This is a genomic window from Bradyrhizobium sp. USDA 4474, assembly GCF_054057515.1.
This window is the reverse complement of record NZ_JBSRZJ010000002.1, coordinates 7047832-7061638: the sequence shown is the minus strand read 5'-3', so window position 1 is coordinate 7061638 and position 13807 is coordinate 7047832. Positions and strand designations below refer to the sequence as shown.

General features: G+C 63.7%; 11 protein-coding genes and 1 pseudogene. 6 read left to right on the top strand and 6 right to left on the bottom strand.

Features of this window, described 5'->3' with window-relative positions:
* Positions 1-60: 60 nt before the first annotated feature.
* The 3 genes from ACVW16_RS34800 to ACVW16_RS34790 form a co-directional block, all read right to left on the bottom strand.
* Complete coding sequence (locus ACVW16_RS34800) at positions 61-831, bottom strand: outer membrane protein (RefSeq protein WP_456703422.1); 771 nt, start codon at positions 829-831, stop codon at positions 61-63.
* Between the two features lie 179 nt (positions 832-1010).
* Entirely contained in the window at positions 1011-2270 is a 1260-nt protein-coding gene (locus tag ACVW16_RS34795) for an FAD-dependent oxidoreductase (RefSeq protein WP_456703421.1), read from the bottom strand.
* Between the two features lie 37 nt (positions 2271-2307).
* Positions 2308-3219: a LysR family transcriptional regulator gene (locus ACVW16_RS34790; protein ID WP_456802596.1), complete on the bottom strand. Its 912-nt coding sequence runs from the start codon at positions 3217-3219 to the stop codon at positions 2308-2310.
* A 98-nt stretch (positions 3220-3317) separates the two neighbouring features.
* On the opposite strand from ACVW16_RS34790, the gene ACVW16_RS34785 reads away from it, so the two are divergent.
* Complete coding sequence (locus ACVW16_RS34785) at positions 3318-4658, top strand: MFS transporter (protein ID WP_456735032.1); 1341 nt, start codon at positions 3318-3320, stop codon at positions 4656-4658.
* A gap of 9 nt (positions 4659-4667) precedes the next feature.
* The gene (locus tag ACVW16_RS34780; RefSeq protein ID WP_456735031.1) at positions 4668-6209 is read left to right on the top strand and encodes a M81 family metallopeptidase; all 1542 of its coding nucleotides are present in this window, start codon (positions 4668-4670) and stop codon (positions 6207-6209) included.
* Between the two features lie 244 nt (positions 6210-6453).
* Here ACVW16_RS34780 and ACVW16_RS34775 read toward each other — a convergent pair whose 3' ends face one another.
* Positions 6454-7977 (bottom strand): caspase family protein, encoded by a 1524-nt coding sequence (locus ACVW16_RS34775; protein WP_456735030.1) that lies wholly within the window; start codon positions 7975-7977, stop codon positions 6454-6456.
* 193 nt (positions 7978-8170) lie between these two features.
* On the opposite strand from ACVW16_RS34775, the gene ACVW16_RS34770 reads away from it, so the two are divergent.
* The 4 genes and pseudogenes from ACVW16_RS34770 (at position 8171) to fabA (ending at position 12749) form a co-directional block, all read left to right on the top strand.
* Positions 8171-9133, top strand: a complete 963-nt coding sequence (locus tag ACVW16_RS34770; protein ID WP_456735029.1) for a helix-turn-helix transcriptional regulator — start codon at positions 8171-8173, stop codon at positions 9131-9133.
* Positions 9134-9413: 280 nt separating this feature from the next.
* The gene (locus ACVW16_RS34765) at positions 9414-10934 is read left to right on the top strand and encodes a DEAD/DEAH box helicase (protein WP_456703415.1); all 1521 of its coding nucleotides are present in this window, start codon (positions 9414-9416) and stop codon (positions 10932-10934) included.
* 130 nt (positions 10935-11064) lie between these two features.
* On the top strand, positions 11065-12132 hold the full coding sequence (locus ACVW16_RS34760) for a GGDEF domain-containing protein (RefSeq protein ID WP_456735028.1): 1068 nt from the start codon (positions 11065-11067) through the stop codon (positions 12130-12132).
* An 85-nt stretch (positions 12133-12217) separates the two neighbouring features.
* Positions 12218-12749, top strand: a pseudogene (fabA, locus tag ACVW16_RS34755) (bifunctional 3-hydroxydecanoyl-ACP dehydratase/trans-2-decenoyl-ACP isomerase).
* Positions 12750-12752: 3 nt separating this feature from the next.
* Here fabA and ACVW16_RS34750 read toward each other — a convergent pair.
* Both ACVW16_RS34750 and ACVW16_RS34745 read right to left on the bottom strand, forming a co-directional pair.
* Complete coding sequence (locus tag ACVW16_RS34750; protein WP_456735026.1) at positions 12753-13208, bottom strand: TfoX/Sxy family protein; 456 nt, start codon at positions 13206-13208, stop codon at positions 12753-12755.
* 166 nt (positions 13209-13374) lie between these two features.
* Positions 13375-13785 carry a HesB/IscA family protein gene (locus ACVW16_RS34745; RefSeq protein WP_291628968.1) on the bottom strand — a complete coding sequence of 137 codons (411 nt, stop codon included), beginning with the start codon at positions 13783-13785 and terminating at the stop codon, positions 13375-13377.
* Between the last annotated feature and the right edge of the window lie 22 nt (positions 13786-13807).

Below are 13807 nucleotides of genomic sequence, written 5' to 3'. Positions count from 1 at the left end.
GCAATGCCGGGGCTTTGAATTCTTGGCAGTGACCTTTTTTGCTGATTGGTCGTTTGTGGCTCAGTACCGCGCGATCGCAGGCGCGTCGAACTTGTAGCTGGCGCGGACGACGGCCCACTGGATGTCACGCGGTTTGGCATCGAAGGTGTAGTTGCCCGAGGTGCCGCCGAGTTGATAGGTCTGGCCGCCGAAGGCCGCGTAATTGTACTCGAGGCCGACGATCCAGTTGCGGGTGATGCCGTATTCCCAACCGGCGCCCACCGTCCAGCCGTTGGCCCAGTGGGTCTGACCACCTGAACCCGTCGCCGGGCCGACCGTGTCGCTGACGTTAAGACGGTTGTTGACGCCGGCGTAGCCGCCCTTGAAGTAGAACAGGTTGTTCTGAACCGCGAAGCCAGCGCGGCCGACGACGGTGGCGAGCAGATTCGCACGCCACGTGAAGACGTCGTCACCGGCGCCAAACGCGGTGTTCACGACGGTGCCCCTGTTGTCGAGGCCGGAGATCGTGCCTTCCATGCCGAACACGTAGTTGTTGGCCTGCCAGTTGTAGCCGATCTGGGCGCCGCCCATGATGCCCGCGCTACGCTGACGGTAACCCTGCCCCGGCGTCAGATCGCCGAACGGGGCACCGACGCCGTTGTTGATGAACTGCTCGTTGGTCCAGGCGCCGCCGATGTGACCACCAACGTAGAAGCCGGTCCAGTTGAACAGCGGCTCGATATAGGCAGGCGCCTTGGTGTAGGGACGCGCGGCGAGATCGGCGGCGGAAGCTGCACCAGTCGAAACCAGAGCGGTCGTGCAGGCGAAGGCGGCAATCAACTTGTTACGCATGGTACACCCCGTGTCCTTTGATGGGCGCACGCTCACACGCAGTTCTTACTCGAATTTGAATCAAGACAGTTAAGGCACGGGATTGGCAGTTGGCGGCCCCTGAATCCGGATGCGCTGTTGCACACACGCCACGCCGAAGCTGCGATTTAACGCGGCGTTATCCCTACCAAACCGCTGCATCAGGGTGCCGGCACGGCTGTCGAATGCACGTGCTCCGGCCGCACGCCGATGGCGATGAAGCGCGCCGGAATACCCTGAAGCCATGGCAGCGCATTGATGAGGCGCAAGACAAGCGGCACCTTGAGCGGTTGATCGCCGCCCTTCAGCGCACCGCTGATGATGTTGTTCTGCACGATCACCTGCATCGCCTGCGTCATCTTCACCGGGAACTCGCGGCGCCGCCTGATCGCATCGAGCTCTTCGTCCGATGGACAGCCGCGCGTCAGCTTGCCCGCGAGCAGGTTGGCAGTCGCGACCGCATCCTGCACGGCAAGATTGACGCCGACGCCGCCGACCGGCGACATCGCATGCGCGGCGTCGCCGATGCAGAGCAAGCCGGGCCTGGTCCAGCGGCCCAGGCGATTGATCGCGACGGTGAGAAGCTTGACGTCGTCAAAGCTCTTCACCTCGCCAATCCCGCGCTTGAGGATCGGTGCCATGCGCACGACGTCGTCGAGCAGCGCCTGTAGTCCCCTCGCCCTCACCGCATCATATTGTCCCTTGGCGATGACATAGGCGCACTGCCAGTAATCGCCGCGATCGAAGGTCACCATCATCTTGCCTGGCTCGACACGCGCGAACAGATTTTCGGTCTCGTCGCCAGACCGGCCGGCCCGGAACCAGAGCACATCCATCGGCGCGCCGATCTCCTCGACGGCAAGGCCGGCTCGTTCGCGCACCGTCGAATGCCGCCCGTCGCAGGCAACGGTGAGATCGGCCTCGATGTCGACGATGCCGTCGCGCGTCCGGGCGCGCACGCCGGCAATGGCGTCGCCGCGGCGGATCAGGTCGACCGCCTCCGTGCTCATCAAAACCTTCAGCGAGGCGAAGCGCTTGCCCGCCTCGCGCAGGAAATTGAGAAAATCCCATTGCGGCATGAAGGCAATGAACGGGTACTTCGTATTCAGCCGGCTGAGATCGGCGATCCGCACCTTGGTGCCGCCGAACAGGCCGTCCATCTTCTGCAAGCGCTGATGCGGCAGCTTGAGGAATCCGTCGATCAGGCCTAGCTCGTCCATCACCTGAAGCGTCGACGGATGCACGGTGTCGCCGCGAAAATCGCGGAAAAAATCTGCGTGCTTCTCCAACACCACGACATCGATGCCGCCGCGTCCCAGGAGATAGCCGAGCATCATGCCGGCGGGACCGCCGCCGACGATGCAGCAGCGGACTTTCATCGGGCGTGATCCGGTCGGCTGTTGCGTCATATCAACGGTCATGACCATGGCCTCGGTGTGGTTCGGTTCACAACAACGATCATGACGCCGGCTCGGTGCCAAGGCGCCTGGTCACAAGATCCAAGAACTCGCCGGCAAGCGGCGAGATGTTCAGGGACCGATGGCGGATGACACCGACGGTCCGTGTAATTTCCGGGACCGAGATTGGAACTGCCCTGATATTGGAGCCGGGATATGCCGGCAGCGCCATAGCCGGCAGGATGGCGCAGCCGACGCCAGCTTCCAGGAGTTCGACGATGCAGGAGACGTGCTCGACTTCGTAGAACCAGCGCAGTTTCAGGGCTGCATTCCCGAGCAATACCTCCAGCAAGAGCCTGTTGCCGCTGTCGCGTCCGTCAATCATGAGCCGCAGCTTCGGCATCGCTTGCAGTTTTTGCAGCGTGATCGATTGGCGCGCGGTCAACCGGTCGTCCTTGTGCACCGCCAGGACGAACCGGTCTGCCAGCAACGGTGCGAAAGTCAGATCGGGATCGGGCCCGGGGTCCACGCCGACCCCGAATTCGGCCAACCCGGACAGGACCTGGCGAACGACAAGGTCCTGGTTTCCGTCGAACACCTGGACACCCACGTTGGGATGCCGTTCGGTGAACGTCCTCAGCAAGGCTGGAAAAGCCTGGCAGACGACGGTCGGAATGCTGGCTACCCGAATCTTGCCGAAGCGCCTCTCGGCGACCTCGCGGATTGAATCGAGCATCCCGTTCAGATTGTTGATCTGCTGGCGCGCCATCGGGAGGAAGTGGCGTCCCGCCCCGGTGAGGGCCACCGACCTGGTGGTACGGCTGAACAGCTCGACCCCCAGCGTTTGCTCCAGCTTCTGGATCCGGCGCGACAGGCCCGGCTGGGTCAAATGAAGCTTTTCGGCTGCGCGCTGGAAATTCAGCAGCTCGGCCGCAATCACGAAGGCCTCGAGTTCAGCGTTCTCGACTTTCATGCGGAAGTCTCATCAGTCGCAAGCGAACCCGCATTGGACCTCGTTGTCGGCGGTTTCTACGATCCGCATCGCCGGACCGAAAGGAACAGGTAGCACCGATGTCCGTACAGCAGCAACTCGCCTCGCCAGTGCCGATCGCCATGACCACACCAACGCACGTGGTCGCGGCACACGCGACCTACCGCAAGATCGTGCTGCACATCATGCCGCTCATCCTCGTCTGCTATTTCTTTGGCTACCTGGACCGGGTGAACGTCGGATTCGCCAAGCTCGGCATGGTCAGCGACTTGCACCTGAGCGAGGCCGCCTATGGCTTTGGCGCGGGCTTGTTCTTTGTCGGTTATCTCTTGCTCCAGGTACCCGCAGGCTATCTGGTTCAGCTCTACGGCCCGCGAAAGTGCATTGTGGCGTCGATGATCTCATGGGGGCTCGTCTCCATGGCAACTTTGGCGACCCGCGACGAGACCAGCTTCTACGTCTTTCGCTTCCTGCTCGGGATCACGGAGGCCGCCTTCTTTCCGGCTGTGATCGCCTGCTTCAGTTTGTGGTTTCCCTCGTTCAGGCTCAGCAAGGTGATGTCCTTACTGTTCCTCGCCCTGCCCCTCGGCGTGATCCTCGGCGGTCCGCTGTCCGGCTGGATCATGGACGTCACCCATGGCGGCTACGGCCTACGAGGCTGGCAGTGGATGTTCGTGCTCGAAGGCCTCCCCGCGATCCTGCTCGGGGTCGTCGCGAGCAAGGCGATCGTCGAACGGCCGGACGATGCTGCATGGCTGACATCCGACGAAAAGGCCCTGGTGCAGCGCGAACTCGCCCAGGAGTCCAGGGACAAGCAAACGAGCCTGTGGCCGGCGTTGCGAGAGCCGACGCTATGGATCTTGTTCGCAACCTCGTTTCTCTACAACCTCGGCAATTACGGCCTCGTGTTCTGGATGCCGAGCATGATCAAGTCGTTCGGCGGGCTGACGAACTTCCAGATCGGCATCGTGACCGCACTGCCTTACCTGATCGCGGCCTGCGCCATGCAGCTCAATTCGTTTCACTCCGTGAAGACTGGCGAGAGGCTCTGGCACACTGCAGCTCCCCTGATTGTCGGCGGCGCCGCCTTGGTGACGGGTGTCGCGACGCGCGACGTGCCGGCGCTCTCCTTCTTGTGCCTCACGGTCGGCATCTCCGGCATCCAGTGCACATTGGCCATGTTCTGGAGCCTGCCTTCCCGCGTGCTGGCGGGAACGGCAGCGGCCAGCGGGGCCGGACTGGTCAATATTGGTGCGGCCACCGCAGGTTTCGTCGGCCCGGCAGTCCTCGGCGTCCTGAGCCAGATGACGGGCAGCATGATGGCCGGCGTTTCGCTGCTGGCGATCGCGCTGTTCGCAGCCGCCGGTCTGATCCATTTAATTCCGCGGCACCTGATGGCCCGGCACGTCGTGTCGGCTTAAGGGGGAACGATGGTCCACAAGGCTCCAATCCCTCTCGATCGCGGGAACGGTACGCACAAGCGGTTTCAGGTCGCGATCGCCGGCTTCCATATCGAGAGCGTGAGCTTCCTTCCCGTCGTCTCGACTTGGGACGATTTCGAGCAGGTGGCGCTGCGCGGGGATCGTATCGTCGAGGACCTCCGCGGCACAAATACCGTGATGGGCGGCTTCATCGAAATCTGCGAGCAGGCGAACGTGGAGTTGGCTCCGCTCGTCCATACGGCACTCGGCGCCGTGGGGCCCGCCACGGATGATGCCTTGAGACGCTATGCGAATGAGATGGCCTCCGGCGTCAGAGCCCTGCCCGATCTGGATGGCGTGCTACTCTTCTTGCACGGCGCGTGCTGGACGGTGTCCTATCCGGACCCCGAGCGCTTCATCATGGACACGGTGCGTGTTGCCCTGGGGCCCGATAAACCCTTGATCGTCGCCTTGGATTATCACGGCAACATCGACGCAAACACGCTGCAAAACGCGACTGCCGCGTTCGCCTATCGAAAGTCGCCACATACGGACACAGGCGATACCGGACGGCGCGCCGCCATCTGCATGCTCCGCACGCTGCGTGGCGAGATTTCGCCCGCATGGGCAATCGCCAAGCCAGGCGTGCTCGTCCCGTCGATCTTCAGTGCGACCGCCTTGCTTCCCCTGGCAGATCTCATCGAGGGAGGGCACAAAATCGAACGCGACAGCGAGCGCTATGTCGACATTTCGCTGATGGCCGGCTTTTCCTATGCCGACGCGCACAATGCCGGCTTTTCGGTGTTGTGCGTCACGGATGGCGATCTCGCCGGAGCTCAGACGATCGCAGACCATCTCTCAGGGCAGGTCTGGAACCATCGGCACGCGCTCTACAGGCCCTTCGAAGTCCATACCGCGGAGGCGGCAGTTTCCCGGGCGTGCGCAGGCCTCTCGGTACGCGAGACCACGGGGCGCCCCTACGTCCTGGTCGAGCACGCTGACCGCATGAACGACTCCACCTACCTGCTCGCCGAGCTGCTCAAACGCCGTGTCCCACGGGCCGCGGTGCCGTTTCTCTGGGACGCGGCCGCCGCGCAAAAAGCGTTCGCAGCAGGGATCGGTGCGTTGGTGAAGCTCAAGCTCGGCGGCCATAGCTCCGAGAAGGCGGGGCCGACGCTGGACGTCACCGCACGCGTGCTGTGGGCAGGCCCGAAATCCTATCGCGTGACCGGCTCTTACATGCATGGCATGCCTGTCGACTTGGGCATGTCGGCACTGCTTGACGTCGATGGATTGTCGGTGAGCGTTGTCAGCGCCTTTGCATTCGCGGTGGATGGTGACGCCTTCGGCGTGTTCGGACTTCGTCCGGAAGACTTCGACATCATCGTGCTCCGTTCAAAGACCCATTTCCGGGCCTTCTACGAGGGAGTGGCCGCGGAGATCCTGATCGTCGATACGCCGGACCATGGAGTCGCCGATCTCAGGCTTTTGCCCTACAAGCGGCTGGATACGCACCGCGTATTTCCGTTTGCTCCGGAAATCGCGCATTGATGTCATCCGAACAGATGGCGCGGGACGCTGCGCCCGCACGAGGAGAACGGACAAGAGATGACTGGCAAGGCGAACGTAAGCCTGATCCAGTTTGACGGGAAGGTGCTCGAGCCCGACCTCAATCGATGACGTCGCCCGCTATCGAATCCATGTCGGGCTTGCAACCGACCGGCGCGCGGACACTACGCGCAATACCTCACGATGTCCGCCTGAGAAGCGCGCATGCCTCGGCGGTTCAAACCGCTCAATTGTTGCTGCGGTTCGCGGTCCGGAAGCTCTTGACCTCCGAGACGCTGCCGTCGCGGTACGTCAATTCGACGGACATGAACTGCGTCGCCGGCGGCAGCTTCTCATAGAGCAGCATGCCGGCCGTGATCGCAGAGGGATCGCGGAGATCGCAGGGCGGCAGCTTCAGCACCTTGTCGGGCACCGCCGTGTCGATGCCGATGCGCACCTCGCGGATTGCACAACGGTACGACACCAAATGAGAGTAGTAGACCAGCAGCCCGTTGAACTGGCGGAACGACAGCCAACTGGTGGCGGTCATGTCGAGGATCTTGCGCTGGTCGCGGATCAGCGCCGCTTCCGGATCGAACTTGATCGGGAACGGACCCTGCATGTCGCCGGAGGCATCGACGTAACGAACCTCGATGGTGCCGGCCGGCGCATCCGCAGGAAGCTCGATCGACGGATTTGGCATCCGCTTGCGGGTGCGCGGATCGAGCGTGTCCATGAAGCCGGTCTCGCGGAAATCACCATTGCCGGCCATGCGCCAGGACACGCCGAGCGTGGGGTCGGCAAACGAGAACGTCACGCTCCAGCCGCCATTGTGGCGCGAGAAGCTCGCGATCGGCGCGTTGGTGGTCTCCTCCTTCGGCACGCGCGGCGCCGACACCGGCGGCAGCGCCGCGACCTTTTGCGGCGGCGGATCGGCCGGCCGTATCGCTCCCGCCGCCGCATCCTTCGCGGCACCGCTGAGGAAGACGTCGTCGACCATCTGGTCGAAATAAACCGGCACCTGCTTGTGCTTGACGGTGTCGGCCATCTCGCTGACCAGACGGCGCGTATGCTGCGCGACCTGCACCAGGTTCTCGCCGGGCTGCAGCAGCTCCCTGGCGAAGGTGCGGGTGAACACCGAATTCGGATTGGCATCGTCGTTGGAGAGACGATCGAGCGCGGTTTGCCGCGGCCCGGCCGAGAACACCGAGAACACGCCCTCAGGAAGCTGTGTCATCGGCGCAAGCCCGCCACCGCCGGCGACCGCACGCGTGCCTGATCGTTCGAACGGATTGTTGCGGCAGGCGTCGAACACGAGGATCGAGGTGCGCGCCTTCTTGTTCTGGAGACGCTCGACGACGCGATCGGCGAGAATGGAGGCGTCGCGCACCAGCTCTTCCTGGCCTTCGGTTGCCGCCGGGACATCGGTCGGCAGCAGATAATTCTGACCCGCGATCTCGAATCCGTGGCCTGCATAGAAGAAGAAGGCGGTGTCGCCGGGCTCGATCGCGCGGTCGAACGCCAGCAGCGTCTCGGCGAACTGCTGACGGTTCTGGTTCTCGGCGACCATTACCTGGAAGCCGAGCTGCTTCAGCGTGTCGCCCATGGTGCGGGCATCGTTGACGGCTTTCTGGAGCTTTGGAACGTTTTTGTAGTCGTTGTTGCCGACGACGAGCGCGACGCGCTTTTCGGCGTGGGCGGCGTCAACGAAAGTGCCGAGGCTCGCCGCAACGGCAATCGCTGCCAAAATTCTGAAAACCCGACGCGTCATCTCGATGTTCCCCCTTGAGAGCGGCTCCCGATCGGCTGCGATCCGGAAGCCCGCCCCCGTCGATGTGATAGTCGGCTCAGCCACAACGGCGGTTCAACCGGCCCGTCCCAGCAGCTGCGCCATCTGGCCTATGGCAGATTCCGCCGGAATCTGCTTTTTCTTGGAGGCAATTCCGTTCGAGACGAGGGCTGCCGTGTATCGCTGGTGCACCGACGAGGTCGAGCCGCAGGACCGTTTCGACTATTGGCGCGAGGTCCGGGCGAAGGGCTTGTTCGGCGTCACCGCGGAACTCGAGCGTGAACGGCGGGGCGACTTCTACGGTGAATTCTCGCTGGGCCAGGTCGGCAATGGCGCCCTGGTCGAGCTGAAGGCCTCGGCCTATGCGGTCGAACGGAGCCAGGCCGACATCGGCCACGCACCGGGTGACAGCATCTGCGTCTACCAGCAGCTCGGCGGTGGTGGCTGGTTCGGCGGCATGCGCTCCAGCGATTTCGCCATTGCCAATGGCAGTTTCGCCACCAGCCATACGGACCTCACCTACCGCACCAAACCACTGGGCCATGCCGGCTTTCACCTGCGGATCCTGAAGATCCCGGTCAGCGGGCTTGCAACCCAGGACAAGCGCATGCGCGAGCTTGCGCCGAAACCGTTCAACGATCCCGCTCTGGCTTCCCTGCTCGATGCCTGCTTTGCCGATCTCCGCGAGGCTGCTGCCAATGAGGGATCGTCCGACGCGATCCCGCTGGTACAGGCGCTGGGACATCTCGCGCTGATCGAGCGCGGCATCGTCAGGCCGGGCAGCCGGCGCGGACAGGCCGCGCTCCGGACCGCCCGCCTGTCGCTGGCCCGGCGCCTGATCGCGCATAATTTGCAGGACCCCGATCTGGCGCCGGCCCGGGTGGCCGACCTGCTCGGCGTCTCCGTCCGGCACCTGCACATGCTGTTCGAGGTCGCGGAGCGCAGCTTCTCCCAGACCGTGACCGAAGAGCGGTTGAAGCAAAGCCGACGGCTGATGCGCGAAGCGCCGGAGCGGCTGATTGCCGACATCGCCAAGGCCTGCGGTTTTGAGAGCCTGGCGACCTATTACCGGGTCTTCAATGCCGCCTACGGCATGGCGCCCGGTGATTTCCGGGCCCAGGCTGCAGGGTCATGCTAACCACCGGGCCGGCCGGCGCGGCGAAAAGCCGAGTTTCAGCCCGTATTTGTCCAAAAACCTTAAGGTTTTAAGGACCTTCCCGCGCCTGCTCCATTGACTTTGGCCGATTCCACCCTATGTTCCGGGTCGACGCGGCTCAGATCGAAAAGCGATTCCTGAGCCTGGCGCTTTGTTCGCGTGAGTCAGCACCCCCAGCTTCTTTGAGAGCGCGCCGTTTCGGGGTGGAACGCGACAGCCTTTTTACTCTCGATTCCGAACGGCGGTTTCGACCAGAGGCTCAATGTCCTTTTCCAATCTCGGACTGTCCGAAAAAGTCCTCGCCGCAGTGGCGGCCACCGGTTACACCACCCCCACTCCCATTCAGGAACAGGCGATCCCCCACGTCCTTGCACGCAAGGATGTGCTCGGCATCGCCCAGACCGGCACCGGCAAGACCGCGGCCTTCGTGCTGCCGATGCTCACCATTCTCGAAAAGGGTCGCGCCCGCGCACGCATGCCGCGCACGCTGATCCTCGAGCCGACCCGCGAGCTCGCGGCTCAGGTGAAGGAAAACTTCGACCGTTACGGGGCCGGCCAGAAACTCAACGTCGCGCTGCTGATCGGCGGCGTCTCCTTCGGTGACCAGGATGCCAAGCTGACCCGCGGTGTCGACGTGCTGATCGCCACCCCCGGCCGCCTGCTCGACCATACCGAGCGCGGCGGCCTGCTGCTCACGGGCGTCGAGCTGCTCGTGATCGACGAAGCCGACCGCATGCTCGACATGGGCTTCATTCCCGACATCGAGCGCATCTGCAAGCTCGTTCCCTTCACGCGGCAGACCCTTTTCTTCACCGCGACGATGCCGCCGGAAATCCGGCGCATCACGGAGGCCTTCCTGCACAATCCGCAGAAGGTCGAGGTCTCCAAGCCCGCCACCACCGCCGTCACCGTCACGCAGTCCCAGGTTCCCGCCGGGCGCGAGGCCCACGAGAAGCGCGAGCTTCTCCGCAGGTTGCTGCGCGAGGCCAAGGATCTCAAGAACGCGATTATCTTCTGCAATCGCAAGCGCGAAGTCGCGATCGTTCACAAATCGCTGCAGAAACACGGCTTCAGCGTCGGCGCGCTGCACGGCGACATGGACCAGCCGGCCCGCATGGCGGCGCTCGAACAGTTCCGCAAGGGCGAGCTCCCGTTGCTGGTCGCCTCCGACGTTGCCGCCCGCGGCCTCGACATTCCCGAGGTCAGCCACGTCTTCAATTTCGACGTCCCGCACCATCCCGACGACTACGTCCATCGTGTTGGCCGCACCGGCCGCGCAGGCCGCACCGGCACCGCGATCTCGATCGTCACGCCGCTCGACCAGAAGTCGATGGTCGCGATCGAAAAGCTGATCGGCCAGAGCATTCCCCGCGCCGAGGGCGATTTCGAAGTGCCTGCGGAGTCGGCGGAGCGGAGCGACCGTCCGCGCGAAGCGCGCAGTCGCGATCGTGAACGTTCCCGCGGCGGACGCGGCAAGCCGCAGCGCGGCCGCGACCGTGAACGCAGCCACGAGCCGCGACACGCCTCGGAGGCAATGCCGTCGTCGGAAGGAACAAGGTCCTCTGCGGAAGCACGGCCCGCGCGCGAGGCAAGACCTCCGCGCGAAGCAAGGCAGTCATCCGAGCCGCGCGGAGGATCGCGCCAGCAGGCCAACAATTCGCACGTGCCGTCGATCGGCCGCCCCGAACCACGCCGCCAACGCGAGGTCGACACCGAGCCCGGCGATCACTCGCATCTCCCGGCGTTTCTGCTTCGACCGGTGCGCTCCCCCGCCGGGGCCTGAAACCACGATACACGCCTGGGTTGAATGCTCGGTCGTTTACCGACCATTCACGATCGTCCGCTAACCTACGAGCATAATTTAAGCATTGCTGCGGCCGGTGGCGCACGGATCGCTGTGTGGGGTATGTTCGGTGGTCAAGGTGCTCGATGAACACGAACGCTCGATGGCGTTCGCCGAGGTGGCGCTCGGTCAGATCCGGTCGCTGAAGCAAACCGCGATTCCCCGCAATTACGAGATCTGGTACGTCTACGCGACCGGCCACAACGCACCGCTTAACAAGATCATCAACGAGACGCTGGCACGCAACGGCAAGCTGTCCGAAGCCGATCTCGAGCAGATCTACGACACCTATCTCTCCCACATCAAAACGACGGACCGTATCGACAAGGTCGGTGCGCGCGTCATCGCCGAGATCGACGATGTGACGAGGGGGCTGAGCGAGGCGCTCGGCATGGCCGCCGCCTACGACGCCAGCCTCTCGGACGCGACGAAAAAACTGTCCTCGTCCAGCAAGCCCGAGCAGATCAAGATGATCGTCGAAGCGCTGCTGCGCTCGACCAGCGAGATGCGCGAGACCAACAAGGCGCTGGAAGACCGGCTGACGCTGTCGAAGAGCGAGATCAGCAATCTCCAGCAGAGCTTGGAAGCGATCCGCGCCGAGAGCCTGACCGACCCGCTGACCGGGCTCGGCAACCGCAAATATTTCGACCGCATGATCGGCATGGCGGTGCAGAGCGCGCTTGCGAGCGGCGAGCCGCTGTCGCTGCTGCTGTTCGACATCGACCATTTCAAGTCGTTCAACGATTCCTACGGTCATCTCACGGGCGACCAGGTGCTCCGGCTCGTCGGCCTGTCGCTGAAGCAGACAATCAAGGGCCAGGACATCACCGCGCGCTATGGCGGCGAGGAATTCGCGGTCGTGCTGCCCAACACCGCGCTGCGCCAGGCCCTCACCGTCGCCGACCATATCCGCCGCGCCGTGATGGCGAAGGAATTGAAGAAGAAATCGACCGGCGAGATCCTCGGCCGCGTCACCATCTCCGTCGGCGTCTCCATGCTGAAGCAGGGTGACGACACCGAAACGTTGATCGATCGTGCGGACTCCTGTCTCTACGCGGCCAAGCGCAACGGCCGTAACCGTGTGATCTGCGAAGTCGACCCGGAATACGCGATCGAGACGCACAACCGGGTGGCGTGACACGGGCCGCGAGATCCGGCGCCGCTTGACATTCCAACCTGACGAACGACATCTTCCTCGCCAGATCGCATGAGGATTTCTCGTCGTGCCCAATCCGCATGATTTTCACGCGCCACAACCGTCCTACACCAAGGACGAGCTGCTGAGATCGAGCGAAGGCGGTTATTTCGGCCCGGGCAATGCGCAATTGCCGGCACCGCCGATGCTGATGATGGACCGCATTACCGAGATCAGCCTGGATGGCGGCGAATACGGCAAGGGCCATATCGCGGGCGAGCTCGACATTGTGCCGGACCACTGGTTCTTCGATTGCCACTATCGCGGTGATGCAATGATGCCGGGAAGTCTGGGCCTGGATGCGATGTGGCAGATGGTCGGATACTGGCTCGGCTGGTCCGGCTCACCAGGCAAAGGCCGCGCCATCGGCGTCGGTGAGGTCGAGGTCACAGGCGCCATCACACCACAGACCCGGTCCGTGCGCTACGAGGTCGCGATGCGATTGGTCCGCCGCGGCAAGCTCGTGCTCGGAATTGCCGACGGGCGTGTCCCTTGCCGACGACACCTGCGTCTTCGTGGCCAAGGACATGCGGGTTGGCCTGACCAAGGCCATGGAGTGATCCTCAAGCCTTGCGCTTGGCGCCCTTGCGCGCCGGCGCCCTTCTGGTCGCCATGTCCGGCGCTTTCGCGGGCTTGGTGACTTTCTTCGCCGGCTTGCTCACGGCCTTCTTCGCTGCTCGCTTCGCCTTCGGCCGCTTCTTCACCTTGGCGCGCTGCGCTGCGGCCAGCGCCGCCCTCGCCCATCGCGCCAGCTCCTCGGAATCGTCGAACAGCCGCGCCGGCAGCTCCCAGTAGGAATTCACCAGCACGGTTTTGGCGCGGGTCGAATATTGGAACGGCTGAGAGCCTTCAGCTTCGAAGTCCGGAATGGTCGTTTCGTCTGCGCGGAAGAACAGGCCGGCGCGCAAGGCGAGCGCAAAGTTGATGCCATCGGCCGAAATGCCGTAGCCGGAGAACATCTTTCGGATGGCGACCGGGCCGAAATCGGCAAACAGGTCGATCAGGAATTCGCGGTCCATGGCCGAACTCGCTCCCAGCGTCGTCCTGGCGAACGCCAGGACCCGTTACCACAGGGAGGAGTTTAGCGAAGACTGTTGGTACTGGCACCGCCCATCACCGAGAGATCACGCGGAATGGGTCCTGGCGTTCGCCAGGACGACAGCGTGGGCTTCGTGAAAGCCGGGCTTACCCGTCGATCTTGGCCGGGCGCAGCTCGACCGACTCGCCGCAGCCGCAGGCGGAGATCTGGTTGGGATTGTTGAAGACGAACTGGGCCTGCATCTTGTCGGCCTTGTAGTCCATCTCGGTGCCGAGCAGGAACAGCACGGCCTTGGGGTCGACCAGGATCTTGACGCCCTTGTCTTCGACCACCTCGTCGGTCGGACGGATCTCGTGGGCGTATTCGACCGTGTAGGACTGGCCGGCGCAGCCGCCGTTCTTCACGCCGACGCGCAGGCCGACGATCTCGGAATCGGCGCGCTGGGTCAGCTCGCTGATGCGTTGCGCTGCGGCATCCGTCAATCGCATCACCTGCGGGCGCGGACGCCGCGGCTTCGGAGTGGATGCTGGCGTCGAGCCGGACGATATCTGTGTCATGTCAGTGATGTGGTCCGTTGCG